The following is a 24,734-nucleotide window of genomic DNA, read 5'->3' as shown; positions in this document are numbered from 1 at the left end:
TTACGACAAAATAATAACTCCCACCAAGGGCGGGAGTTATGAGTTACTTGGATGAATAGTATATGGGGATGGAAATCACACTTTCAAGTGCTCAATATTTAACCAAACCAGTGATGGAACATTAATTTAATGTAATCAATAATTTTGCCGAAGAAATTCCCCTCCGGAATTTCCTGCAGCACCACCAGCGGACGCTGATCGATGACTTTACCATCCAACTGGAAGTTGATAGTGCCGACCACCTGGTTTTTCTGCAGTGGGGCGTGCAGTTCAGTGTTATTCAGCACATAGCTGGCTTTGAGATCTTTCATCCGGCCGCGCGGAATAGTCAGATAAACATCTTTATCCACCCCCAGCGAGGCGCGATCGCTGTCGCCGAACCAGGCGGGTTCAGACGCAAATTCTTTGCCGGCCTTAATTGGATTGACGGTTTCAAAGAAGCGGAAGCCCCAGGTCAGCAGTTTTTTACTTTCCGACTCACGGCCTTTGAAAGTACGCCCGCCCATGACCGCCGAGATAAGACGCATCTGGCCTTCGGTGGCAGAGGCGACAAGGTTGTAGCCCGCTTTGTCGGTATGGCCGGTTTTAATGCCGTCAACGTTCAGGCTGTTATCCCACAGCAGGCCATTACGGTTCAGCTGGCGAATACCGTTAAAGGTGAACTCTTTCTCACGATAAATGGAGTACTCGTTCGGCACATCGCGGATCAGCGCCTGGCCAATCAGCGCCATGTCGCGCGCGGAGCTGTACTGTCCGTCAGCATCGAGGCCGTGTACGGTCTGGAAATGGGTGTTTTTCAGGCCCAGGGCGTTGACGTAGTTGTTCATCAGGCTGACGAAGGCGTCCTGGCTGCCGGCGACATAATCGGCCATCGCTACGCAGGCATCATTCCCGGACTGCAGGTTGATACCACGGATCAGCTGGGAAACCGGCACCTGCATGCCTGGTTTGAGGAACATCAGGGAAGAGCCTTTGAAAACCGGGTTGCCGGTGGCCCAGGCATCGTTGCCTACGGTGACCAGATCGGACTCTTTAAATTTGCCCGCTTTCATCGCCTGACCGATAACATAGCTGGTCATCATTTTGGTTAGACTGGCCGGGTCGCGGCGGGAGTCGGCGTTATTTTCTGCCAGCACCTTGCCAGAGTTGTAATCGATAAGGATCCAGGATTCGGCGTCAATCTGCGGGGCGCCTGGGATCATCGTTTTGATATTCAGGTCATCGGCGCGGGCAGCGGAGGAGAGCGCTGCAACGGAGAGCGCCGTGATGAGTAAACGAGCGGTGAAAGAGGTCTTCATGGTCAGAACAACGGCATCCGTGATGGAGTTAAAAAAGTGCCTTACTATAGCAAATGCTCTGCGGGCCAGCATCCGACATTGCGCATGAGTTTGTTAATGACTTTTACATGCGCATGATGAACGGGCAGCCCGCGGCGTTTAGTTGGCGCGAGTAATAAAAGACTGCAGCTGCGCTTCGCTTTGCAGGCGCTGCTGAACGGCGGTAGCCTGTGCTTTATCAGCAAACGGGCCCAGCTGAATACGCCATACCGCGCCGTTTTGCGTGACCCGGCCCGGCACAGAGAATTGCTGGCTCAGGCGCTGCTGATACTGCTGCGCCCGCGCCTGGTCGCTCACTGCGCCAACCTGGACGACAAAATTACCGCTGGCGCTGGAGGCGGCGGAAGAGGTGACGGCTACGGCACTGGTGGTCGCAGCGGGAGCAACGCTACCCTGAATGGAGCCTGGTGCGGTGACGGGTGCCGTTTGCGTTGCGACGGCAGCCGCCGGGGCAGTCGTGGCTGCCGGTTCGCTACTTTCCAGCACGCCGCTGTTAAGCGGCGTTGGCGCGCCGAGGAAACCGCCGCTGTTCACCGGTGCGCCGACGCTGTCTGCAGGCTTCAGCGTGCTGTTGCTGATCGGGCGAACGTCGGTGGGCGCAGGCTGGCTCATCTCTGTGGCGTCTCCGCCGTCCAGATTCGGCCGGGCGGGCAGGGCGTAAGTCTGTTTGGCGACAGTGGTGCAGGCCATCCCCGGACCGGAAAGTGAACCGTCAGGCGCGACGATGATAGGATCGATGCGCACCTTGGTGTTGTTTGAGGTATTCAGGCGGTCAGCGGACGCGCGGGAGAGCGAGATGACCCGATCGTTGCCATACGGGCCGCGATCGTTAATTCGCACGACGATCATGCGGCCGTTGGCGAGGTTGGTGATCCGCGCATAGCTCGGGATCGGCAGCGTCGGGTGCGCCGCGGTCAACTGGGTTGGATCGAAAGTTTCGCCGCTGGCGGTCAGATTACTGTTGGGCTCAGCGTCATAGATCGCCGCGAAACCGGCCTGAGTAAAGTTTGCCGGATCCTGGACGATTTTGTAGCTTTTACCGTCGCGCTCATAATCCTGATTCGCCGTGGCGTTCGGCGTTTCATATTGCGGATCGGCGCCGCTGATCTCAACCGTCGGGCCATTACAGACGGCCGGCTGTGGAGTACTGACCGTTTTTTGTTGCACGTCATCACTCGAACATGCCGCCAGCAGCCCAGCTGCTATGCAGATCCCCAGCCATTGCTTACGCATTGCGAACCCCTTTAAACGCTTTTCGACAACATTTTTCTGTGGGTATGGATCGACATTACGATACCAAACCCGGCCATCAATACGATCAGGGCGGAGCCCCCGTAGCTCACCAGCGGCAACGGTACGCCCACCACCGGTAAAATACCACTCACCATACCAATATTTACGAAGACATAAACGAATAAAATCAACATTAAACCACCGGCCATGACCCGGCCAAAGGTGGTTTGCGCCTGGGCGGCGATCCACAGTCCGCGCATGATCAGCAGAATATAGAGTGCCAGCAGGATCAGTACGCCAATCAGGCCCAGCTCTTCGGCGAGAACCGCGAAGATAAAGTCAGTGTGACGTTCCGGCAGGAACTCCAGCTGCGACTGCGTGCCATGCAGCCAACCTTTGCCGCGCAGACCGCCGGAGCCAATAGCAATTTTAGACTGAATAATGTGATAGCCAGCGCCCAGCGGGTCGGTTTCCGGATCGAGCAGCATCATCACGCGCTGGCGCTGATAATCGTGCATCAGGAAGAACCACAGGATCGGAATAAAGGCAGCGACCAGCACCACGGCGATTCCGATAAGACGCCAGCTCAGGCCCGACAGGAACAGCACAAACAGCCCGGAGAGGGCGATCAGAATCGAGGTTCCGAGGTCAGGCTGCGCTGCCACCAGCAGGGTCGGCAGGAAGATCAGCACCAGGGCAATCGCGGTATTCTTCAGCGACGGCGGACAGACGTCGCGGTTAATAAAGCGCGCCACCATTAGCGGCACGGCAATTTTGGCTATCTCCGACGGCTGAAAACGAACGATACCGAGATCCAGCCAGCGCTGCGCCCCTTTGGAGATGGCGCCGAAGGCGTCGACGGCCACCAGCAAAATAATACAGAAAATATAGAGATAGGGCGCCCAACCTTCGTAGACCCGCGGCGGGATCTGCGCCATGACGATCATGATCACCACGCCCATGGCGATCTGGCCGATTTTACGCTCCATCATGCCGACGTCCTGACCGCTGGCGCTCCAGATAACTAACGCGCTATAGGTGAGCAGCGCCAGCAGGATCAGCACCATGGTAGGGTCTAGATGGATTTTATCCCACAGCGATTTTTTATTCGGATTATCCGTCATTATTGATCCTCCCCTGCGGTTACCGCTGGGTTTTCGCTTGGCAGCGTGGTGTTGTTATCGCCGAGCATAATGTGATCGAGGATTTGGCGCATAATGGTGCCGACCGCCGGGCCAGCGCCGCCGTTTTCCAGGATCATCGCCACGGCAACCTGCGGGTTGTTATAAGGCGCAAACGCCGTCATCAGTTTATGGTCGCGCAAGCGCTCGGAGATCCGGTGCGCGTTATAGGTTTCGTTGGCCTTCAGGCCGAACACCTGGGCGGTACCGGACTTGGCCGCGATTTTATACGGCGCGCTGGCGAAGTATTTGTGCGCGGTGCCGTTGCCGCGGTTAGCCACACCGAACATGCCGTCTTTGGCGATTTCCCAGTAGCCGGAATGAATGTCGCCTACCGGCGGCTCATGCGGCTGAACCCACGGAACGGGCTTACCGTCTTCTACGGTGCTTTGCAACAGATGGGGCACCTTCACCACTCCGTCGTTAATCAGGATCATCAGTGCTTTGTTCATCTGAATTGGTGTGGCGGTCCAGTAACCCTGGCCGATGCCCACCGGAATGGTATCCCCCTGGTACCAGGGTTTCTTGAAGCGCTTGAGCTTCCATTCGCGGGTCGGCATGTTGCCTGAGCGCTCCTCGGAGAGGTCGATACCGGTGTAGTGGCCGTAGCCAAACTTGCTCATCCACTCGGAGAGGCGATCGATGCCCATATCATAGGCGACCTGGTAGAAGTAGGTATCCGCAGACTCCTCCAGCGCTTTGGTGACGTTCAGGTGGCCGTGGCCCCATTTTTTCCAGTCACGATAGCGTTTATCTGAGCCGGGTAACTGCCACCAGCCTGGGTCGAACAGGCTGGTATTGCGGGTTATCACCCCGGCGCTCAGCGCCGAGACGGCGACGTACGGTTTGACCGTCGAGGCTGGCGGATAGACCCCCTGCGTCGCGCGGTTGACCAGCGGTGTGTTCGGGTCGTTGAGCAGACCGGAGTAGTCTTTGCTGGAGATGCCGTCGACGAACAGGTTCGGGTCATAGCTCGGGGTAGAGACCAGCGCCAGAATAGCACCGGTACGCGGATCGGTGACCACCACCGCCGCGCGGCTACCGGCCAGCAACGTTTCGATATACTGCTGCAGCTTGAGGTCGAGCGTGAGATAGATATCACGTCCGGCCTGCGGTGGCACCTCTTTGAGCTGGCGAATCACGCGGCCGCGGTTGTTGACTTCAACCTCTTCGTAGCCGGTCTGACCGTGCAGGACATCCTCATAATAACGCTCAATACCCAGCTTACCGATGTCGTGGGTCGAGGCGTAGTTGGCCAGCTTGCCCTCTTTATCGAGGCGGTCGACGTCTTTATCGTTAATTTTTGAGACGTAGCCGATGACGTGCGTCAGCGCCGAGTTATACGGATAATAACGGCGCTTGTAGCCTTTGACTTCGACGCCGGGAAAGCGGTACTGGTTAACGGCAAAGCGAGCGACCTGCACTTCGCTGAGGTTGACCTTTACCGGAATTGAGGTAAAGCGATGGGAGCGGGCGCGCTCCTTTTTGAAGCCGGCGATATCATCGTCGGTTAAATCGACCACGTCGCGCAGCGCATCCAGCGTTTGCTGCACGTTATCGACTTTCTCCGGCATCATCTCCAGCTGATAAATAGTGCGGTTAAGCGCCAGCGGGGTGCCGTTGCGATCGTAAATAATGCCGCGGCTTGGCGGGATCGGCACCAGCTTGATGCGGTTTTCGTTCGAGCGCGTTTGATAGTCGTTGAAGCGAACGATTTGCACATTATACAGGTTGGCGATCAGAACGCCGGTAAGCAGCAAAATCCCCAAAAAAGCGACCAGCGCCCGGCGCACGAACAGCGAGGATTCAGCCGTATAGTCGCGGAAAGAATTCTGTAATTTCATTCGCTGCTTAGTCTACCCTGATCATCATTACTCACGGTGGTACGGGTGGTTGGTGGTAATGCTCCACGCCCGATACAGACTCTCGGCCACCAGTACGCGCACCAGTGGGTGAGGTAAGGTGAGGGTCGAGAGCGACCAACTCTGTTCCGCTGCTGCTTTACAGGCAGGAGAGAGGCCTTCCGGGCCGCCAACCAGCAAACTGACGTCACGCCCGTCCTGTTTCCAGCGTTCCAGTTCGCGCGCCAGCTGCGGCGTATCCCATGGTTTTCCCGGAATATCCAGGGTCACGATACGGTTCTTGCCGGCAGCAGCCAACATCATTTCGCCCTCTTTTTCGAGGATGCGCTTGATATCAGCGTTCTTGCCGCGCTTACCGGCGGGGATCTCCACCAGTTCAAACGGCATATCTTTGGGGAAACGGCGCAAATACTCGCTAAAGCCGGTCTGTACCCAGTCCGGCATTTTGGTGCCAACGGCCACCAGCTGCAGCTTCACGCATTAACTCCAGAGTTTTTCCAGCTCGTACAGACGACGGCTCTCTTCCTGCATGACGTGAACCATCACGTCACCGAGGTCGACGACGATCCAGTCGGCGGCAGCTTCGCCTTCAACGCCCAGCGGCAGCATGCCGGCGGCGCGGGATTCCTGAACCACGTGGTCGGCAATGGACATCACGTGACGTGTGGAAGTGCCGGTGCAGATGATCATGCAATCGGTGATACTGGATTTGCCATGTACATCAATGGCAACGATGTCCTGACCTTTCAGGTCATCAATTTTGTCGATAACAAAATCCTGGAGTGCTTTACCCTGCAAGTGTTCCCCCTGGGTGCGTGAAGATTGATAATCATAAAGAGCCTGACAGTATACCCGAACTGATGAAAAAGTCGGATGAAATGTCTGTCGGCAGGCGTTCGTGGCGGGCTATCATCCCATCCCTCGCCAGGGATTGCATCGCCATTTTTGTAAAACAATTTCTGCAAACACGTTTCGGCGGATGTTACCTGGCAGCGGAGAATAACAGCCTGCACTGGCCTGTCAATGGTCTGAGGGGAATTCTTCCTGTGGCTGCCAGACGGCCTGGCTATTTAATACTCGTAGAGTAGTGAAATCGTCGCGGATTTCGAGGAGGCTCCAGGCGCCATGGGCAATAGGAAAGTGCCACATCGCCGCCGCGGGCATCTGCAACAGCAGGGCGGTCAGCAGGCTCAGGACGCCCTGATGGCCGACAATCAACAGATGGTCAAGATGGCGGCAGTCGGTCAGGGTTGGGATAAACGCGCTGACGCGGCGGGCAAAATTCTGAAAACTTTCGCCATTAGTGGGGGCGGCATGCTGCCAGTCAGCACACCACGCGGCATAATTTTCCGCATCCTCTCTCTGGAGATCGCGATGATGACGCATCTCCCAGTCGCCGAAAAACATCTCATTGAGCGCGGCATGGTGCTCACGCGGGATATGGCGTTCGCCAAGCAGCAGATCGGCGGTTGTCCCGGTTCTCGCCAGCTCGCTACAGAATACTTTATCGAACGGCACCGCGCGTAACCGTTCACCGAGGGCTTGCGCCTGGGCAACGCCGCGTGGCGTCAGGGCGGTCGGGGCGTGGCCGCTGTATAATCCGGCCACGTTGGCTTCGGTTTCGCCGTGGCGAACTAACCATAATTTCATGATGATGCTCAAACAGGCGGTAGAGATGTGGCGTTACGATAGCGCTTTTTTCGCGTCAGGCCCAGCCTGCTGGCATCAGCAATAGAGCTCCTGCTCACGGATGTAGTCCAGCACCGCGGCGGGCAGCATCTCGGCACAGGATTCCCCCAGCTCGAGTCGCTGGCGGATAATCGTCGCCGAAATATCGAACCACGGTGTTTCCGCCAGGTAAATGACCCCGGCAGGGCGATTATGTAAGCACTCTACATCGTGGGTTAAGTGGCGATCCAGCCAGCGCTGATCGGCTTCCTGCGCCATGGTCAACGGGTAACCCGGGCGACGGCAGACAATAAGGTGAACATTGTCGAGGATGGTTTCATAATGGTGCCAGGTGGGGAAAGTGAGCAGAGAATCCTGGCCAATGATAAACGCCAGCGGCTTCTCTGGCCCCTGTTCCTGGCGCCACTCCTGCAGGGTTTGCGCCGTCCAGGAGGGGGTGTCGCGCTGTAGTTCGCGTTTGTCGAGCGTGAACAGAGGTTTGTCGGCAATGGCCAGCTCCAGCATATGAACGCGTTGCGCGCTGGAGGCTTCCGGCTGTGGTCGGTGCGGCGGAACGTTATTGGGCATAATGATGACCTTACTCAGGCCAATCTGGTTCGCCAGGATCTCAACCGGCTTGAGGTGACCGTAATGCACCGGATCGAAGGTGCCGCCATAGATTGCCTGCAACTGAGTCATATCAACCATCAATAAAAACGTCCGCCAGAGCTTTGTGGCAGAGCAACAACGAAAGACTTTCCAGTTCGGGCCAGACGTCGTGCCCGTAATCCTGTTTGAAGGTCAGTTCCGCGCGGGTTAACAGCGTCACTGCCTGGCGTAGCTGTTCACCACTCAGGCGGGCGAGAGCGTCGCTGAGTAGCTGACGGCGGTTTTGCCAGACCCGATGTTTATCAAACAGCGAGCGCAGCGGCGTCTGTGCCGACTGACGCTTGAGCGTGACCAGCAGCAACAGCTCCCGCTGCAGGGTGCGCAACAGAATAGCAGGTTCGCAGCCTTCAAGACGCAACTGCTGCAGAACGTGCAGCACGCGTTTACTTTTGCCTGCCAGCAGCGCATCGACCCAATGGTACGGTGTAAAGTGGGCGGCATCGTTCACCGCCTGCTCAACCCGGGGCAGGGTCAGTTTGCCATCCGGCCAAAGTAGCGCCAGACGTTCCAGCGCCTGCGCCAGCGCCAGCAGATTACCTTCGTAACAGTAGCACAGCAGCTGACTGGCCGCGTCGTCAAGCTGCAACTGATGCTGTTTCGCCCGAGCGGCCAGCCAGCGCGGGAGTTGCGCGTATTCCGGCGTCTGGCAGCTCACCTGGACGGCGCGCTGCGCCAGCGCGGTGAGCCATGCGGCATTCTCCTGGGCTTTGGTCAACTTACTGCCGCGAACTATCAGCAGCAGGTCGTCGTGCAGCAGGCCGACCAGCGTGGCGAGCTGTTCATTGATCGCCGCGTTGGGGCCATTCTCTGGCAGGATCAACAGCAGGGTTTGCCGGCTGGCGAACAGGCTCATCGCCTGGCTTAAGGCGAAAAGCGCCTGCCAGTCGGTGCTATTGTCTATGGTGAAGGTGTGGTGCTCGGTAAAGCCCTGCGCGGCAGCGGCTTCACGAATGGCGTCCTGGCTTTCCTGCAACAGCAGGGGATCGTTGCCAAGCAGCAGATAGGCCGCGCGCAGCCCTTCAGTGAGCTGCGCGCGGAGCTGTTCCGGGTACAACCGAATCATCATTGACCCAGGGTGGTGGAGACGCGGTTACCCGAGGAAGCCGGCGACGTGGTGCCGACGACCGGTTTCTCTTCCTGCTGGGTGGCTTCAACATCCGCCACCTGAACGCTTGGCAGCTTACGAATCAGCTGTTCCGCCGCTTTATCGTACATTTCCTGGATAATCATATCCTGCTCGGCGTCTTTCGCTAACGCCGCCTGCGGGTTATCAAAGAACGAACGATAGACCTTGGTGGAAATCGGATAGATATCATGACCTGGGATCAGGACGCTGGCATGAACGGTCATGACCATCTGATATTCCGCTGTACGACCATCCTGGAACACCGACGCCGTATCTTTCTGAATCGACGACCCATCAAGGCGCAGAGAAGGGACATCTTTACGCAGCGTGCTGGCGTCGATCAGTTCCACGCCATTAAGACGCAGCTGATTACGTACCGCGCGGCTTAACGGCCCGTTCGGATCGCTTGACTGGAAAATCATGGTTTTCATGGTGGTCGGAACCTGCGTAGTGCTACGCAGGTGCCAGCCACAGCCGGCGGTGACAAGCACCGCCAGAGATAACAACATTGTTGCCAGATATCGCACGCTTCCTCCCGCGCTTAGCCAACGACCAGATTGAGCAGTTTGCCCGGAACGTAAATCACTTTACGCACGGTTTTCCCGTCGAGATATTTCGCCACCAGATGTTCCTGGCCGGCGCGCTCGCGAACCTGCTCTTCAGTTGCATCTACCGCAACGGTAATTTTACCACGAACTTTGCCATTGACCTGGACGACGACGAGGGTGCTGTCTTCCACCATTGCGCTCTCATCCGCTACCGGCCACGGCGCGTTGTCGATATCGCCTTCGCCGTTCAGCTCACGCCACAGGGTGAAGCTGGCGTGCGGGGTGAACGGGTTGAGCATACGCACCACTGCCAGCAGCGCTTCCTGCATCAGCGCGCGATCCTGTTCGTCTTCCTGCGGCGCTTTCGCCAGCTTGTTCATCAGCTCCATGATCGCCGCGATGGCGGTGTTGAAGGTCTGACGACGACCGATGTCATCGGTGACTTTGGCGATGGTTTTGTGGATGTCGCGACGCAGTGCTTTCTGATCTTCGCTGAGGGCCGCTACGTTCAGAGCCGCGACGTCCCCTTTGGTGGTGTGCTCGTAGACCAGCTTCCAGACGCGTTTCAGGAAGCGGTTAGCCCCTTCAACGCCAGACTCCTGCCACTCCAGCGTCATATCCGCTGGGGAAGCAAACATCATAAACAGACGTACGGTATCCGCGCCGTAGCGTTCAACCATCACCTGTGGGTCGATGCCATTGTTTTTCGACTTAGACATCTTGCTCATGCCGGTGTACACCAGCTCGTGGCCTGCTGCGTCTTTGGCCTTCACGATGCGGCCTTTCTCGTCGCGCTCAACGATAGCGTCAACCGGAGAGACCCAGTTACGTTCGCCGTTTTCACCCACATAGTAGAACGCGTCAGCCAGCACCATGCCCTGGCACAGCAGCTGTTTCGCCGGCTCATCGGAGTTCACCATGCCCGCGTCGCGCATCAGCTTATGGAAGAAGCGGAAGTAGAGCAGGTGCATGATGGCGTGTTCGATACCACCGATGTAGATGTCTACCGGCAGCCAGTAGTTGGCTGCTTTCGAATCCAGCATTCCTTCCTGATACTGCGGGCAGGTGTAGCGGGCATAGTACCAGGAAGATTCCATAAAGGTGTCAAAGGTGTCGGTTTCGCGCAGCGCCGGCTGGCCGTTGACGGTGGTCTTGGCCCATTCGGGATCGGCTTTGATCGGGCTGGTGATGCCGTCCATGACCACGTCTTCAGGCAGGATCACCGGCAGCTGATCTTCCGGCGTCGGCAGCACGGTGCCATCTTCCAGAGTGACCATCGGGATCGGCGCGCCCCAGTAACGCTGACGGGATACACCCCAGTCGCGCAGACGATAGTTAACTTTACGCTCGCCCACGCCCATAGCTGCCAGTTTGTCGGCAATGGCATTGAAGCCCGCTTCATAATCAAGACCGTTGAACTCGCCAGAGTTAAACAGAACGCCTTTCTCGGTCAGCGCCTGCTCAGAGAGATCCGGCTCAGAGCCGTCGGCAGCGAGGATAACCGGCTTAATATTCAGACCGTACTTGCTGGCGAACTCATAGTCACGCTGGTCGTGACCCGGAACGGCCATTACCGCGCCGGTGCCGTATTCCATCAGCACGAAGTTTGCCGCCCATACCGGAATTTGTTCACCGGTCAGCGGGTGGATTGCTTTAAAGCCGGTATCGACGCCTTTTTTCTCCATCGTCGCCATGTCGGCTTCGGCCACTTTGGTGTTGCGGCACTCGTCGATAAAGGCGGCCAGCGCCGGGTTGTTCGCTGCAGCCTGCTGCGCCAGCGGGTGACCCGCCGCGACGGCCAGGTAGGTACAACCCATAAAGGTGTCCGGACGGGTGGTGTAGACGGTCAGCTTGTCAGCGTAGTCGTTGACGTCAAAGGAGATTTCTACCCCTTCCGAACGGCCGATCCAGTTGCGCTGCATGGTCTTCACGGTGTCCGGCCAGTGGTCCAGCTTATCCAGATCGTTGAGCAGTTCATCGGCGTAGGCGGTGATTTTTATAAACCACTGCGGGATCTCTTTACGCTCGACTTTGGTGTCGCAGCGCCAGCAGCAGCCGTCGATAACCTGTTCGTTGGCCAGCACGGTCTGGTCGTTCGGGCACCAGTTAACCGCGGAGGTTTTTTTGTACACCAGGCCTTTTTTGTACAGCTCGGTGAAGAACTTCTGCTCCCAGCGGTAGTATTCCGGGGTGCAGGTCGCCAGCTCGCGGCTCCAGTCATAGCCGAAGCCCAGCATTTTGAGCTGGTTTTTCATGTAGGCGATATTGTCGTAGGTCCACGGCGCAGGCGCGGTGTTGTTTTTCACCGCCGCCCCTTCAGCCGGCAAACCAAACGCATCCCAGCCGATCGGCTGCAGAACGTTTTTGCCCAGCATGCGCTGATAGCGGGCAATCACGTCGCCGATGGTGTAGTTACGCACGTGACCCATGTGTAGTCGACCAGAAGGATAAGGAAGCATCGACAGGCAGTAATACTTCTCTTTGCTCTCGTCTTCAGTTACTTCAAATGTACGATTTTCGTCCCAGTGAAGCTGGACTTTCGATTCTATCTCTTCCGGGCGGTATTGCTCTTGCATGGCAGCCAGTGGTCCTGTTTTCAATACAGCTACAAAATGTAGCCAATGGATGTGTTATTTCAGATCGGCATAGCATAGCCCAAACGCCCCCGTCAAAACAGCTTTTCGCACATGAACATCGGCAAAAGCTGCGCAGATTATTTCGCGACTCTGTGGGTTGCCAGACACAGCGGGAGAGGAATAAGGTCTATTATTAGAGGACGTTAACCCCACCGGAGGCGAAATGATGAACAAGGTTGCTCAATATTACCGTGAACTGGTCTCCTCGCTCAGCGAACGGCTCCGCCATGGAGAGCGCGATATTGACGCGCTGGTGACGCAGGCGCGCGATGAAATCGTCCGCGCCGGCGATCTGACACAAAGCGAAATTGAGTCGGTGATTGCGGCGGTAAAGCGCGATCTCGAGGAGTTTGCCCGCAGCTACGAAGAGAGTCATGAAGATGAGAGCGACAGCGTGTTTATGCGGGTGATCAAGGAGAGCTTGTGGCAGGAGCTGGCTGATATCACTGACAAAACCCAGCTCGAGTGGCGGGAAGTCTTTCAGGATCTGAATCATCACGGTGTGTATCACAGCGGCGAAGTGGTTGGCCTGGGCAACCTGGTCTGCGAGAAGTGCCACTATCACCTGGCGGTATACACGCCGGACGTGCTGCCGCGTTGTCCAAAATGTGGCCACGATCAGTTCCAGCGTCGGCCTTTCGAGCCCTAAGCGCTACAAAAAAACGATGCGCGAGGCCTCGCGCATCGTGGTCTGTGTTATTTCACGGTGTTGACTTCGGTGCTCTTGAAATACTGTTTACCCCCCATGTCGCTAACATATTTCTGCGATGAGTTCAGCACCAGCTTGTCAGCGGTTAACGTGCCGACGCCGCATTTTGCCAGGCCAAGTATGCCGCAACTTTTTCCACCATTGACCACTTTGGTGGCAGTTAACGTCATGTTGTCGCTCGCACTGAGCGTTGAATAGTTGTAGATCACGCCTTTATTTTGAGTATTTAAGGTCAGGTCGCCGGTGCTGCTGATCTGCCCTTCGTTAGTGATGTCTGAGTAGGTCGTGATTGAAATATTCTTTGCATTGATATTGCCATAGTTACTGGCCACGCCATGATCGGTAGTGATATCACTGGCTTTGATTACGCCGCTATTGTTAAGCCAGTAGCTATGTGCCGTAATGGCGTTAGTCGCTTCCAGGCGACCATTGCTGCTTTGCGCCAGCGTACCGCTGGTTTGCAGGTCAATATTTTCGCCGGTGATATTGCCCAGGTTATAGATTTCACCGCCATTCAGTGTACCATCCTGATTAAGCGACTTAATGGTGGTATTGCTGGTGGACGCGATATTGCCGGTATTTTTAAAGCTGTCGCCAATAAAGTTGAGAGTGGTGTTTTTGGCGCTGATTTTGCCTTCGTTCAGAAAATCTCCCATCGCCGTGGCGGAGATGAGGTTATTGGACAGCATGGAAGCTTTCGCTTCATTGCGGATTTGTGTACCACTGGTCAAACTTATACCATTGGTGCCGCTCATTGTGCCTGAATCACCGTTATTGATATTACTGTTCGCGGCAGCGATAAGTTGCCCGCCGGACATGGTGCCGGTATTGACGATATATCCTTGAGTGGACAGCATCAGATAATAGGCGCCGGACAGAGTGCCTTCATTCGTTATGCCGGTGGCGGTGGAAATATTATTCAACAACCCATTGCTTTTTATCGTTCCTTTGTTTAGCAGATTACCGTTACTGCTCAGCTGTAACGTGCTGTTAGCGACAATAGAACCTTTATTGCGTACCCCAAAGCCGATGTTATTGCCGACCATGCTGATGCTGTTGGCCTCGATCCCACCAAGACTGCTGACGTCGATGCTGTATTGTGGGTTAACCGTCATCTGAATAAGCGAGGCTTGCTTACCGGCGGAGGTCACCGAGCCAGTGCTGTTATCCATGGTGAAATTGCCTGCGCTGACCAGAGCGTTACTAGCCTGTACTTTACCGTTGATATTGATCGCGTCGGCGAGGAGAACCGCGTAGCTATTGGCGGCGTTCATGCCGTTTTCACCAATAGTGAGGGTACCGCCTGTCACGGTATAGCTGCCGATGGCGCCTTCATCGGTCATATTGACCTTACCGGTGGTCAGGATGGCTTTGTTAGTATTAACAAAGCTACAGCCGGAGCAGGTGATGCCGTTCGGGTTGGCAATCACCACATCCGCTTTCTGGCCGTTGACTTCGATAAAACCTTTCAGACTACTGGCGTTTTTGGAGGTGACCTCGTTCAAAATCACCGAGGCGCTGCCGGCGGTCAGATTATTGTTACGGGCGATATTGCCAAAGGTGCTGTGGCTGACATCATCGCCGCTGTTATTGAGGATGGTGCCATTGGTGCCAACGTTAAAGTCACGGTACATGTTATGGGAGACACCGGCGGAATTCGGCTTTTCAATATCAATAACCGTGGCGCCAGACGAATGCGTATAGCTGGTCGGGTCGGCATAAACCACCGACGAGGTCAATACTGCCGCCAGCGCGACATAAGAAGCTTTAAACTTAAACATTTTATTTATTCCTTTAAATTAAGATTAATTAACAACGTAACTGAAATAGTCGATAATGATTGAATTAATACCTCCACTGTAATGAAAAGCCCATATTCAGGGCGTCGCTATGAAACTTATCCGGTTTACTGAGCGGGGTGCTAATAAACAGATCGTATTGTGTTGACCATAGCAGGCCGCGCAGGCCGCTGACGGCGCCGGAAAGAACTTTGCCTTTTTGATACAGGTCGGCGCCGATTAGGCGGCCAATATCTGCCCCCAGATAGAATTGCCGCTCGTGGGAAGGGAGATCCCAGATAAAATCGTTGCGCCAGTACCATCCCTGATTGCCGGACAGGCTGTTTTCGCCGTCAAAACCACGCACGCTCCAGCGGCTGCCAATATTGAATTTATTATCGGAAGCGAGTTTGTCGGGACTGAACTGGGCGCTCAATCGGGGGGCCCAGGTAAATTTGTCACCGGTGGCATCAAATTTCATCAGCGCCTGCAGGTTACCGTGCACGATCCGCGACAGCGGGCTGTATAACCCGGCCTTTTCCTCCGGCGTTGGCGTTGAGCTGAGCCACGGCAGGCTGCGCTGTATGCCGATGCTGGCATCAACGATTTTTTTATGAAAGTAGTGCTGGTGGTTAAGGGTGAACTCCCATGAGGGGGTCTGTTTGCGCATCACCTGCAGTTCACTGCCACCAAAGTAATAATGCGAGGTGCTCTTGGCAATTCGCAGGTCGGCGGTGGTTTTTTGCTGCCGGGTGTGGGAGAGCAGACGGCTCAGCGTGGCGCTGTAGTAACGATTCTTACTCTTATAATCCATCGTTGACCAGTTGCCGTTAAACTGCTGGCGATACTGGCTGTATGCCCCATAGGCGCTTAATGTCCAGTAGCCAAAGGGGATGGAGTAATACAGACTGCCGTTGTGGTTGCCGTCGTTATGCTGGTTGAATTCAATATCCCCCCCGCCGGAAACGTACAGGATATCGTTGAGAGTGGTCAGGTCGTAAAGATAGAGGGCGCCGCCGGCCTGATAGCGGCCGCTGGCTTTGCTGCCGGCGTCGTCGAGCCAGGCGCCAAGCTGCCATTTTTTCTCCAGCCTGCGGGCAATCTGGATATCGCTTTCCCCCTCGTGTTGACCCGGCAGCAGTTTCATATGCGCCGTGGCGCCTGGCAGACGCTGCAGATTAGCCATCCCCTGCTCGAGGTCGCTTAAGCGCAGGATAGTGCCGGAAGAAGTTGGCAGTGAATTCCACAGACGGGTAGTGTCTGAGCCGTCGGCATAGTCGATAGCGCCCACTTTTCCATAGTGCAGCGTGAGCACAAGGGTACCTTGCTCCAGCGACTGAGAGGGAATATCAATCAGGGAGGTGATGTAGCCTTGCGCGATCAGTTCATTTTGCAAGGTATAGGCCAGTAAGCGTATCCCTTCGCTGCCCAGACAGCGGCCTTGGGCCTGCTGCACGGTTTTCGCCAGTAATTTCCGGGTGAGTGGCTGGTTATCGGAGTCGATATCGACCCGGTTGATCCATTTGCAATGCGTTTCCTCAGGAAAAGGGATACCCTGCGGCGCTATGCGCTGTTGTGAAGACTGAAAATCCTGTTGCTGCGGCGCCAGCGCCTCCTGGCGGGCTTTATCCTGCTCCGTCTGGTGAGTTGAAGCGGTCAATGGCGCGGCCCCGACGGCTGAGGTGCCCGCCAGCGTCATCAATAGCAGCCCGGTGAGCGTGCGAGTTCGAATTAACATGAAGCAATATCCATTTGTTTCATTGGTTCGGTGGCGCATCCGTTATTCTACGTGCGGCAGAAAACATTGATGGCCTTTATTTTGCGCAGGCAAGGTCAGGCAAGAATATTATATTAATCAATAAAATAATCGTGCGACGAACCTGTTACGAGGCGTTATATGCTAGCGGCGGTAGTGAGGCAGATCCACGAATTCATTATTGAATTCTTTATGAATTGATCGATTTAATAAATAAGTTCAGCTTTTATCGCTGAGGTATATTTGTTACATAAATAATAGTAGCAATAATCGGCCACATAAATAATGTTAACGAATAACTTGGCGGGAAAGATAAGCTGCGCATACCAGGCGGTATGCGCAGAGCAAAACCATTAATGCAGAATTTTGGCGAGGAAATCTTTGGCGCGATCGGATTGCGGATTGGCAAAGAAGGCCTCTTTATCGGCATCTTCGACAATCTTCCCTTCATCCATAAAGATCACCCGGTTCGCCACCTTGCGGGCAAAGCCCATTTCATGGGTGACGACCATCATCGTCATCCCCTCGTTGGCCAGCTCGACCATGACGTCCAGCACCTCGTTAATCATTTCCGGATCGAGCGCCGAGGTAGGTTCATCGAACAGCATGGCGATCGGATCCATACACAGAGCACGGGCAATGGCCACGCGCTGCTGCTGGCCGCCGGAGAGCTGCGCTGGATATTTTTCCGCATGCGCCGCCAGGCCAACGCGCTCCAGCAGTTTGAGACCTTTCTTGCGCGACGATGCTTTATCGCGGTTAAGCACTTTGACCTGCGCCAGCGTCAGATTGTCGATAATCGACAGATGCGGGAACAGTTCAAAATGCTGAAACACCATCCCGACGTGCGAGCGCAGTTTGGCCAGGTTGGTCTTTTTATCATTAACCACGGTGCCATCGACGATAATCTGCCCCTGCTGCACCGGCTCAAGTCCGTTGACGGTCTTAATCAGCGTGGATTTACCGGAGCCTGACGGCCCGCAGACTACCACGACTTCGCCTTTTTTCACTTCCGTGGAGCAATCGGTCAGCACCTGAAAGTGACCATACCATTTTGAAACGTTTTTCAGGGTAATCATTACACAGTCCTTTTCTTCAACCAGCTGACCAACAGCGAGGCGCTGAGGCTAATCACAAAATAGACGCCGCCCGCGAACAGGATCATTTCGACCTGGGTTCCGTCACGCTCGCCAATAGTGGAGGCGGTACGGAAGAAGTCGGCGAGACTCAATACATACACCAGCGAGGTATCCTGGAACAGGACGATCCCCTGGGTTAGCAGCAGCGGCACCATGGCGCGGAAGGCCTGCGGCAGGATCACCAGCCGCATTGACTGCCAGTGGGTCATCCCCAACGCCAGCGCGGCGCTGGACTGGCCGCGGGAGATGCTCTGAATGCCGGCGCGGATAATCTCTGAATAGTAGGCGGCTTCGAACATCGAAAACGCCACCATCGCCGAGATCAGGCGAATATCCGTTTTCGGCGACAGTCCCAGTACGTTCTGCAGGAAGCCCGGGACAATCAGGTAGAACCACAGCAGGACCATCACCAGTGGGATTGAGCGGAATACGTTGACGTAGGATTTAGCAAACCAGGCCAGCGGCAGAAAGCTGGACAGGCGCATAACCGCCAGCAGGGTGCCCCAGACGATGCCGACCACGATGGCGATCACCGTAATCTTCAGGGTGATCACCAGCCCTGCCAGCAGATAGGGCATGGAGGGAACGATCGAACTCCAGTCAAAATCGTACATTATTTGCCTCCCATATTGCCAGGCAGGCGAACCTTACGCTCGACCACATACATAATCAGCATAATCACCGCGTTGATGAAAACGTAGGCCAGGGTGATGGCGGTAAAAGACTCCCAGGCATGAGCGGAGTAGTCCAGCAGCTTGCCCGCCTGCGCGGCCATATCAGCCAGACCGATGGTGGAGGCGATGGCCGAGTTTTTCACCAGGTTCATCATTTCCGAAGTCATCGGCGGCACGATAACGCGGTAGGCGTTCGGCAGCAGCACGTAGCGGTAGGTTTGCGGCAGGGTCAGACCCATCGCCAGGCCAGCGTTCTTCTGCCCGCGCGGCAGCGACTGGATGGCGGCGCGTACCTGTTCGCAGACGCGGGCAGCGGTAAACAGCCCCAGGCACAGCATGGATGAGACAAAGAACTGAATGTTTGGATCGAGCTCGGATTTAAACCACATGCCGATATTTTCCGGCAGGAACTCCGGCACCACCAGGTACCAGGTAAAGAACTGCACGATCAGCGGCACGTTGCGAAACAGTTCGACATAGCAGGTGCCAATGCCCGAGAGAAAGCGATTGGGTACCGTGCGTAAAATGCCGAACAGTGAGCCGACGAGAAAAGCGATGATCCAGGCCGAGATGGAGAGGGCGACGGTGATTTGAAAACCGCTCCACAGCCAGCCCAGGTAGGTAGTATTGCCGAAGGGGGCCTGTTGCAGGAATATCCCCCAGTTCCAGTCTATTGACATACATGACTCCTGGAAAAAAAAGGGTAGCTATTGCTACCCTCGAAGACGGTTGTCCAGCTTGTTTCGGTATTCGCGACGGCTGGGGAACGACCAGCCACCGTATAGTCTGTCCGTGCTGTGACAATCATCGGGAGGGCAGGATATCCCGCCCCTGGTTGTTATAATTAGTTCAGTGCTTTGTCATTAGGTGATTTGAAAAGCGCTTTCATATCGTCCGACAGTTCGAAGTTCAGGTTAAGATTTTTCGGCGGAATCGGGTTTTTGAACCATTTATCAAACCACTTCGCCGCTTCGCCAGAGGTCTGGGCCTGGGCAACGGTTTCATCAACCAGTGCTTTGAACGACGGATCGTCTTTACGCAACATGCAGCCATAGGCTTCTTTCGACTGCGCGGTGCCGACGATTTCCCAGTTATCCGGTTTCTTCGCCTTCGCGCGTTCGCCGGCCAGCAGGGCATCATCCATCATAAAGGCCACAGCGCGCCCGCTTTCCAAGGTACGGAAAGAGTCCCCATGATCTTTAGCGCTGATAATGCGCATATTCATTTTTTTCTCATCGTTCAGCTTATGCAGCAGGATCTCTGAGGTGGTTCCGGAGGTGACAACCACCGCTTTATCCTTCAGGTCCGGGAAATCTTTGATCGGACCGCCTTTCTTCACCAGCAGACGGGTGCCGACCACGAAGATGGTATCGGAGAAGGCCGCCTGTTTCTGGCGCTCAAGGTTGTTGGTGGTTGAGCCGCACTCGAAATCAAAAGTGCCGTTCTGCAGCAGCGGGATACGGTTCTGCGAGGTGACCGGGATCAGCTTCACCTGCAGGTCGGGCTTGTTCAGTTTTTTCTTGATGGCATCGACGATGGCGTTGGAGTAGTCCTGAGAGTAGCCTACAACCTTTTGCTGATTATCGTAGTAAGAGAACGGGACAGAAGATTCACGATGCCCGACAACGATAACCCCGTTTTTGGCGATCTTATCCAGGGTGCTCTGGCCAGTCGCCGGGGCGGCATCTTCTGCCTGTGCCAGACCGGCGGTCATCCCCATCACCAGCATTGCCGTGGCCAGTTTACGTAATTGCATATCCAACTCCTTATCCGCAGCGTCAGCGACGCTATTGATACCCATTGTGATTGTGTGTGTTGTTATTGGGGGCACGCATCCACGTGCCGCATTTGTATGTGTTTGTTAGCATTTAGTTTGGCTTAATGTAAAGATTTTGCTGTTTTATTGTTTATTTTTGCGAAGTGCTCCGCACCAATGGGAGGCAAAGATCTTCCATTGCACCAAAATAGCGCGACTGCCGATCGTTTCTGGTGCAACCCGGTTGCACTGGGTCGGACAATGCCGCTATCAGATTAAATAAAGCAATGACTGTGCCAGAATGGCAGGTGGTGGGATGAAAAAATCCGGCGACGGGCGTCGCCGGTAGAGAACTTATCGGCGACGCTGACGCAGGCTCATCAGCAGCGCAGCGAAGCCAAACAGCGCCGTCAACGCCCATAGCGGCCAGTTACCGGTGCGGGCGTAGGGCGTTAAGCCGCTGGTAGGCGTTACGGTAGTGGTTAACACCTCGCGGGTAAACTGCGGGATCATCTTCTGGATCTCGCCGCGCGGTCCGATCACCGCAGTAATGCCATTGTTGGTACTGCGCAGCAGCGGGCGGGCCAGCTCCAGCGCGCGCATCCGCGCCATCTGGAAGTGTTGCCACGGCCCGATGGACTTGCCAAACCAGGCATCGTTGGAGATGGTCAGCAGGAAGTCGGTGTCCGGCCGGAAGTTATCCCGCACCTGTTCTCCGAGGATGATCTCGTAGCAGATGGCGGCGGTCAGCTTCAGGTTATGCGCCATCAGCTGCGGCTGCACGTAGGGGCCGCGGCTGAAGGAGGACATCGGCAGGTCAAAGAACGGCGCCAGCGGACGCAGAATCGACTCCAGCGGCACAAACTCACCGAACGGCACCAGATGGTTCTTGTTGTAGCGATTGGTCGAGTCGTAGCGATACGGGTTATCTTTGCCGAGGGTAATAATGGTGTTGTAGGTATCGTAACGGTTCTGTTTGTTGAGGCGCGCATCGACAATACCGGTGATCAGCGAGCTGTCTTTTGCGCGCAGCAGATCGTCCATCATGCTGAGGAACTGCTGCTGGTTGATCTCCAGATCCGGGATCGCCGACTCAGGCCAGATAATCAGCTGTGAGTGGCCGATATGCGGCTGGGTCAGCGCCAGGTACGTTTTCAGGGTATTGACCAGCTGCTTCTCGTCCCATTTCATGGCCTGTGGGATATCGCCTTGCACCAGCGAGACCTGAGTCGCACGCGCCGGCAGCAGCTGATACCACTGGATATAGCGTAGCGGGAACGGCAGGGCGAACAGCAGCGCGGCAATCACCAGCGGCTTCCAGTTGCGCTGGACGAGGGCCAGGGCCAGCAGGCCGCTGACTACCATCAGCAGGAAGTTAATCGCCTCGACGCCCATCACCGGCGCGAGGCCTTTCAGCGGGCCGTCAATCTGGCTGTAGCCGAACTGTAGCCACGGAAAGCCAGTCAGCACCCAGCCGCGCAGGAACTCGGTGATTTGCCAGACGACAGGGGCAGCGATTGCCATCCGTATCCAGTTGGTCTTGGGCCACATACGGGCGAGCAGGCCGGCAAACAGGCCCGTATAAAGCGACAGATAGGCCGCCAGCAGAACGACGAGGAAAACGTTAACCGGGCCGGGCATACCGCCAAACTGGGCGATGCTGACATAGACCCAGTTGATACCGGTGCCGAACAGGCCGAGTCCCCAGCAATAGCCAATGCTTGCGCTTTGCAGCGGGCGTCGGTTGAGGGTTAATGCCTGCAGACCGATCAGCGAAACGATAGCCGCTGGCCAGAAGTCATAAGGTGAAAAAGCCAGCGTTCCGCTGGCTCCAAACAACAGCGCCAGCAACAGACGTACGCGCTGGCGTTCAAGAAGAGAGGCAAATACCATTTAGGTTAATCGTCCCGTTAATTAACGCCTGCTGCTACAGGCTATTCTTTTTGCCAGCCGGACGCGGGGCACCTACAACCGTGTATGACTCGCGGTCTCCCGGCTGGCCATTTCAGCGCTACCGCTTACTCTTCCAGCTTCGGCTGGGGAGCGTCATCGGGCAGCTTTACATGCACCTGAATGATACGACGACTATCTGCCATTGCTACCTTGAATTGGTAACCATCAATGTCGATAGATTCGCCGCGGGCTGGCAGATGACCAAAGGCCTGCATCACCAGCCCACCAATGGTATCCACTTCTTCATCGCTGAAGTGCGTGTCGAAGGCGTCGTTGAAGTCTTCGATGGAAGCCAGAGCACGCACCGTCCAGGTGTGGCGGCTCAGCTGGCGAAAATCGATATCTTCTTCTTCGTCGTATTCGTCTTCAATTTCCCCGACGATGAGCTCAAGGATGTCCTCGATGGTCACCAGGCCGGAGACGCCGCCGAATTCGTCAATAACGATCGCCATATGGTAGCGCTGTGAGCGAAACTCTTTCAGCATGCGGTCGACCCGCTTGCTTTCCGGGACGACAACCGCCGGCCGTAACACTTTTTCCATGCTGAAGGCTTCGGCGTCGCTGCGCATAAACGGCAGCAGATCCTTGGCCATCAGAATCCCTTCGATGTGATCTTTATCTTCACTGATGACCGGAAAACGCGAGTGGGCGGATTCGATGATGACATCGAGGCACTCGTCCAGCGTCTGGTTGCGTTTCAGGGTTATCATTTGTGAACGGGGGATCATAATGTCGCGGACCCGCTGGTCGGCGATATCCATTACCCCTTCGAGCATGTCACGCGTATCTTCATCGATAAGGTCGTTTTGCCCGGAATCACGGATCAGCGCCAGCAGTTCATCGCGGTTTTTCGGTTCCCCGTGAAAAAGCTGGCTGAGTAACAGGGAGAAAAATCCCTTTTTGCTGTTTACTGTGTCACTACTGTGTGAATTGTCGTCGCTCATGGCGTCGTTTGGGTTCTCATGTTGATTTAACTGTCGCTCGTCGCGCGTAAACTCAGCGCCGGACGGCATGGGTTGCCTGACGATCAGGCAGGTAAAACGCAGAAACAGCGGCCGGATGAGGCGCAAGCGCCGCCATCCGGCTGGGCGCTATTCCGCAATCTTCTCGGAAATGTACGGGTCCTCATAGCCCAGAGCAAGCATTATCTCTGTTTCAAGGCCTTCCATCTCTTCCGCTTCGTCGTCTTCGATATGGTCGTAGCCCAGCAGATGCAGGCTACCGTGCACCACCATATGCGCCCAATGCGCCTCAAGTGGCTTACCTTGCTCGCTGGCTTCCTGCTCTACTACCTGACGGCAGATGATCAGATCGCCGAGCAGCGGCATTTCAATTCCCGGCGGCGCTTCAAACGGGAAAGAGAGGACGTTGGTCGGCTTATCCTTGCCGCGGTAGGTCAGGTTCAGCTCATGGCTTTCTGCAACATCGACCAGACGAATCGTTAGCTCTGACTCCTCCTGAAATGGCGGAATGACGGCGTCGACCCAGCGTTGAAAAAGGGCTTCGTCCGGCAGGCCGCTGGTCTCTTCGCAGGCCAGCTGTAAATCGAGGATCACCTGACTCATTTTTGCTCCTGTTCCTGGGCTTCGCGTTTGCGTTCGGCGGCCAGCTCAGCTTTACGTTTCTGGTCTGCGGCTTCCCACGCCTCATAGGCGTTAACGATGCGGGCAACCACCGGATGGCGCACCACGTCTTCGCTATGGAAGAAGTTAAAGCTGATCTCATCGACTTCCGCCAGCACTTCGATGGCGTGGCGCAGACCGGATTTGGTGCTACGCGGCAGGTCAATCTGCGTGATGTCGCCGGTGATCACCGCCTTAGAGTTAAAGCCGATGCGGGTCAGGAACATCTTCATCTGTTCGATGGTGGTGTTCTGGCTTTCATCAAGAATGATAAAGGCGTCATTCAGCGTCCGCCCGCGCATATAGGCCAGCGGGGCCACTTCGATGACGTTACGCTCAATCAGCTTCTCGACTTTCTCAAAGCCGAGCATCTCAAACAGCGCGTCATACAGCGGGCGCAGATACGGGTCGACCTTCTGGCTCAGATCGCCGGGCAGGAAGCCGAGCTTTTCGCCTGCCTCGACGGCCGGACGGGTCAGCAGGATCCGGCGGATCTCCTGGCGTTCCAGCGCATCGACCGCTGCCGCCACCGCCAGATAGGTTTTACCGGTACCCGCCGGACCCACGCCGAAAGTGATGTCGTGATCGAGGATATTGGCGATGTACTGTGCCTGGTTCGGCGTACGCGGTTTGATTACCCCGCGCTTGGTCTTGATATTGACGGCTTTACCGTACTCAGGAACGCTTTCGGCGCTCTGCTCCAGTACGCGCGCTTCCTTGATCGCCAGGTGGATCTGCTCTGGTTCAATATCCTGAATCTGACCGCGCATTGGCGCTGTGTCGACATACAGGCTGCGCAGAATATCGGCGGCAGCGTGCACGCACAGGGCGCGGCCGGTCAGTTTAAAGTGATTGTCACGGCGGTTGATCTCAATGCCTAACCGACGCTCCAGCTGTTTGATGTTGTCGTCAAACGGGCCGCACAGGGCTAACAGGCGTGCGTTATCCGCTGGCTCCAGGGTAATTTCACGAGTGTCTATGTTCAAACTGTTCCTCTTTACGCAGGTGGCCGGACGCGGCGCGTGGCCGGCTAATCAGGAAATTATTTACGTCACAGGAAAATGGCGCAAGCATTGCTGTAGATATA

The 24,734-nt window shown here is 55.8% G+C and carries 22 protein-coding genes; 1 reads left to right on the top strand and 21 read right to left on the bottom strand.

What is annotated here, in order from left to right:
- Window positions 1-98 precede the first annotated feature (98 nt).
- The 11 genes from dacA to leuS form a co-directional block, all read right to left on the bottom strand.
- On the bottom strand, window positions 99-1,298 hold the full coding sequence (dacA, locus tag LGL98_RS17975) for a D-alanyl-D-alanine carboxypeptidase DacA (RefSeq protein WP_136030794.1): 1,200 nt from the start codon (window positions 1,296-1,298) through the stop codon (window positions 99-101).
- A gap of 138 nt (window positions 1,299-1,436) precedes the next feature.
- Window positions 1,437-2,570, bottom strand: coding sequence for an endolytic peptidoglycan transglycosylase RlpA (gene rlpA, locus LGL98_RS17970; RefSeq protein ID WP_136030796.1), 1,134 nt, complete (start codon window positions 2,568-2,570; stop codon window positions 1,437-1,439).
- Window positions 2,571-2,581: 11 nt separating this feature from the next.
- Window positions 2,582-3,694: a peptidoglycan glycosyltransferase MrdB gene (gene mrdB / locus LGL98_RS17965; RefSeq protein WP_025714336.1), complete on the bottom strand. Its 1,113-nt coding sequence runs from the start codon at window positions 3,692-3,694 to the stop codon at window positions 2,582-2,584.
- Entirely contained in the window at window positions 3,694-5,595 is a 1,902-nt protein-coding gene (gene mrdA / locus LGL98_RS17960; protein ID WP_136030798.1) for a peptidoglycan DD-transpeptidase MrdA, read from the bottom strand. The genes mrdB and mrdA overlap by 1 nt, the downstream gene beginning before the upstream one ends.
- Window positions 5,596-5,622: 27 nt before the next feature.
- On the bottom strand, window positions 5,623-6,090 hold the full coding sequence (gene rlmH / locus LGL98_RS17955) for a 23S rRNA (pseudouridine(1915)-N(3))-methyltransferase RlmH (RefSeq protein WP_002894620.1): 468 nt from the start codon (window positions 6,088-6,090) through the stop codon (window positions 5,623-5,625).
- Between the two features lie 3 nt (window positions 6,091-6,093).
- On the bottom strand, window positions 6,094-6,411 hold the full coding sequence (rsfS, locus tag LGL98_RS17950; protein WP_002894623.1) for a ribosome silencing factor: 318 nt from the start codon (window positions 6,409-6,411) through the stop codon (window positions 6,094-6,096).
- A 222-nt stretch (window positions 6,412-6,633) separates the two neighbouring features.
- Window positions 6,634-7,263, bottom strand: a complete 630-nt coding sequence (locus LGL98_RS17945; RefSeq protein WP_136030799.1) for an adenosylcobalamin/alpha-ribazole phosphatase — start codon at window positions 7,261-7,263, stop codon at window positions 6,634-6,636.
- Between the two features lie 75 nt (window positions 7,264-7,338).
- Entirely contained in the window at window positions 7,339-7,989 is a 651-nt protein-coding gene (gene nadD / locus LGL98_RS17940) for a nicotinate-nucleotide adenylyltransferase (RefSeq protein ID WP_168435263.1), read from the bottom strand.
- The gene (gene holA / locus LGL98_RS17935) at window positions 7,982-9,013 is read right to left on the bottom strand and encodes a DNA polymerase III subunit delta (protein WP_136030873.1); all 1,032 of its coding nucleotides are present in this window, start codon (window positions 9,011-9,013) and stop codon (window positions 7,982-7,984) included. Before holA ends, nadD begins: the two co-directional genes overlap by 8 nt.
- The gene (lptE, locus tag LGL98_RS17930) at window positions 9,013-9,603 is read right to left on the bottom strand and encodes an LPS assembly lipoprotein LptE (protein ID WP_136030801.1); all 591 of its coding nucleotides are present in this window, start codon (window positions 9,601-9,603) and stop codon (window positions 9,013-9,015) included. The genes holA and lptE overlap by 1 nt, the downstream gene beginning before the upstream one ends.
- Window positions 9,604-9,617: 14 nt before the next feature.
- On the bottom strand, window positions 9,618-12,200 hold the full coding sequence (leuS, locus tag LGL98_RS17925) for a leucine--tRNA ligase (protein ID WP_136030803.1): 2,583 nt from the start codon (window positions 12,198-12,200) through the stop codon (window positions 9,618-9,620).
- 226 nt (window positions 12,201-12,426) lie between these two features.
- On the opposite strand from leuS, the gene LGL98_RS17920 reads away from it, so the two are divergent.
- On the top strand, window positions 12,427-12,909 hold the full coding sequence (locus tag LGL98_RS17920) for a zinc ribbon-containing protein (RefSeq protein WP_136030875.1): 483 nt from the start codon (window positions 12,427-12,429) through the stop codon (window positions 12,907-12,909).
- Window positions 12,910-12,956: 47 nt separating this feature from the next.
- On the opposite strand, the gene LGL98_RS17915 is transcribed toward LGL98_RS17920, so the two are convergent.
- From LGL98_RS17915 to LGL98_RS17870, 10 genes are all read right to left on the bottom strand, one after another.
- The gene (locus tag LGL98_RS17915; RefSeq protein ID WP_136030805.1) at window positions 12,957-14,750 is read right to left on the bottom strand and encodes a filamentous hemagglutinin N-terminal domain-containing protein; all 1,794 of its coding nucleotides are present in this window, start codon (window positions 14,748-14,750) and stop codon (window positions 12,957-12,959) included.
- 64 nt (window positions 14,751-14,814) lie between these two features.
- A complete protein-coding gene (locus LGL98_RS17910; protein ID WP_136030807.1) occupies window positions 14,815-16,485 on the bottom strand; it encodes a ShlB/FhaC/HecB family hemolysin secretion/activation protein in 1,671 nt (556 codons plus the stop codon).
- Window positions 16,486-16,856: 371 nt separating this feature from the next.
- Complete coding sequence (locus LGL98_RS17905; protein WP_004885898.1) at window positions 16,857-17,582, bottom strand: amino acid ABC transporter ATP-binding protein; 726 nt, start codon at window positions 17,580-17,582, stop codon at window positions 16,857-16,859.
- A complete protein-coding gene (gltK, locus tag LGL98_RS17900; protein ID WP_002894707.1) occupies window positions 17,582-18,256 on the bottom strand; it encodes a glutamate/aspartate ABC transporter permease GltK in 675 nt (224 codons plus the stop codon). The genes LGL98_RS17905 and gltK overlap by 1 nt, the downstream gene beginning before the upstream one ends.
- The gene (locus LGL98_RS17895) at window positions 18,256-18,996 is read right to left on the bottom strand and encodes an amino acid ABC transporter permease (protein ID WP_002894709.1); all 741 of its coding nucleotides are present in this window, start codon (window positions 18,994-18,996) and stop codon (window positions 18,256-18,258) included. The genes gltK and LGL98_RS17895 overlap by 1 nt, the downstream gene beginning before the upstream one ends.
- Window positions 18,997-19,160: 164 nt before the next feature.
- Entirely contained in the window at window positions 19,161-20,072 is a 912-nt protein-coding gene (locus LGL98_RS17890) for an amino acid ABC transporter substrate-binding protein (RefSeq protein ID WP_025711857.1), read from the bottom strand.
- Window positions 20,073-20,426: 354 nt separating this feature from the next.
- Window positions 20,427-21,965 carry an apolipoprotein N-acyltransferase gene (gene lnt / locus LGL98_RS17885; RefSeq protein WP_136030809.1) on the bottom strand — a complete coding sequence of 513 codons (1,539 nt, stop codon included), beginning with the start codon at window positions 21,963-21,965 and terminating at the stop codon, window positions 20,427-20,429.
- Window positions 21,966-22,090: 125 nt separating this feature from the next.
- On the bottom strand, window positions 22,091-22,969 hold the full coding sequence (corC, locus tag LGL98_RS17880; protein WP_004197606.1) for a CNNM family magnesium/cobalt transport protein CorC: 879 nt from the start codon (window positions 22,967-22,969) through the stop codon (window positions 22,091-22,093).
- Between the two features lie 147 nt (window positions 22,970-23,116).
- Window positions 23,117-23,590 carry an rRNA maturation RNase YbeY gene (gene ybeY, locus LGL98_RS17875; RefSeq protein WP_002894722.1) on the bottom strand — a complete coding sequence of 158 codons (474 nt, stop codon included), beginning with the start codon at window positions 23,588-23,590 and terminating at the stop codon, window positions 23,117-23,119.
- Window positions 23,587-24,633, bottom strand: coding sequence for a PhoH family protein (locus LGL98_RS17870; protein ID WP_004176871.1), 1,047 nt, complete (start codon window positions 24,631-24,633; stop codon window positions 23,587-23,589). Before LGL98_RS17870 ends, ybeY begins: the two co-directional genes overlap by 4 nt.
- Window positions 24,634-24,734: the final 101 nt, after the last annotated feature.

The sequence above is a fragment of the Klebsiella africana genome (genome assembly GCF_020526085.1).
GTDB lineage: Bacteria > Pseudomonadota > Gammaproteobacteria > Enterobacterales > Enterobacteriaceae > Klebsiella > Klebsiella africana.
The sequence above is the reverse complement of the archived record's forward strand: the minus strand, read 5'-3'. Positions and strand labels throughout refer to the sequence as shown.

What these genes read in the sequence shown, in the direction of transcription:
- dacA (WP_136030794.1), bottom strand. Translation starts at nt 1,298, where the DNA reads ATGAAGACCTCTTTCACCGCTCGTTTACTCATCACGGCGCTCTCCGTT.
- rlpA (WP_136030796.1), bottom strand. Translation starts at nt 2,570, where the DNA reads ATGCGTAAGCAATGGCTGGGGATCTGCATAGCAGCTGGGCTGCTGGCG.
- mrdB (WP_025714336.1), bottom strand. Translation starts at nt 3,694, where the DNA reads ATGACGGATAATCCGAATAAAAAATCGCTGTGGGATAAAATCCATCTA.
- mrdA (WP_136030798.1), bottom strand. Translation starts at nt 5,595, where the DNA reads ATGAAATTACAGAATTCTTTCCGCGACTATACGGCTGAATCCTCGCTG.
- LGL98_RS17945 (WP_136030799.1), bottom strand. Translation starts at nt 7,263, where the DNA reads ATGAAATTATGGTTAGTTCGCCACGGCGAAACCGAAGCCAACGTGGCC.
- nadD (WP_168435263.1), bottom strand. Translation starts at nt 7,989, where the DNA reads ATGGTTGATATGACTCAGTTGCAGGCAATCTATGGCGGCACCTTCGAT.
- holA (WP_136030873.1), bottom strand. Translation starts at nt 9,013, where the DNA reads ATGATTCGGTTGTACCCGGAACAGCTCCGCGCGCAGCTCACTGAAGGG.
- leuS (WP_136030803.1), bottom strand. Translation starts at nt 12,200, where the DNA reads ATGCAAGAGCAATACCGCCCGGAAGAGATAGAATCGAAAGTCCAGCTT.
- LGL98_RS17920 (WP_136030875.1), top strand. Translation starts at nt 12,427, where the DNA reads ATGAACAAGGTTGCTCAATATTACCGTGAACTGGTCTCCTCGCTCAGC.
- LGL98_RS17915 (WP_136030805.1), bottom strand. Translation starts at nt 14,750, where the DNA reads ATGTTTAAGTTTAAAGCTTCTTATGTCGCGCTGGCGGCAGTATTGACC.
- LGL98_RS17910 (WP_136030807.1), bottom strand. Translation starts at nt 16,485, where the DNA reads ATGTTAATTCGAACTCGCACGCTCACCGGGCTGCTATTGATGACGCTG.
- LGL98_RS17905 (WP_004885898.1), bottom strand. Translation starts at nt 17,582, where the DNA reads ATGATTACCCTGAAAAACGTTTCAAAATGGTATGGTCACTTTCAGGTG.
- gltK (WP_002894707.1), bottom strand. Translation starts at nt 18,256, where the DNA reads ATGTACGATTTTGACTGGAGTTCGATCGTTCCCTCCATGCCCTATCTG.
- LGL98_RS17895 (WP_002894709.1), bottom strand. Translation starts at nt 18,996, where the DNA reads ATGTCAATAGACTGGAACTGGGGGATATTCCTGCAACAGGCCCCCTTC.
- LGL98_RS17890 (WP_025711857.1), bottom strand. Translation starts at nt 20,072, where the DNA reads ATGCAATTACGTAAACTGGCCACGGCAATGCTGGTGATGGGGATGACC.
- lnt (WP_136030809.1), bottom strand. Translation starts at nt 21,965, where the DNA reads ATGGTATTTGCCTCTCTTCTTGAACGCCAGCGCGTACGTCTGTTGCTG.
- corC (WP_004197606.1), bottom strand. Translation starts at nt 22,969, where the DNA reads ATGAGCGACGACAATTCACACAGTAGTGACACAGTAAACAGCAAAAAG.
- ybeY (WP_002894722.1), bottom strand. Translation starts at nt 23,590, where the DNA reads ATGAGTCAGGTGATCCTCGATTTACAGCTGGCCTGCGAAGAGACCAGC.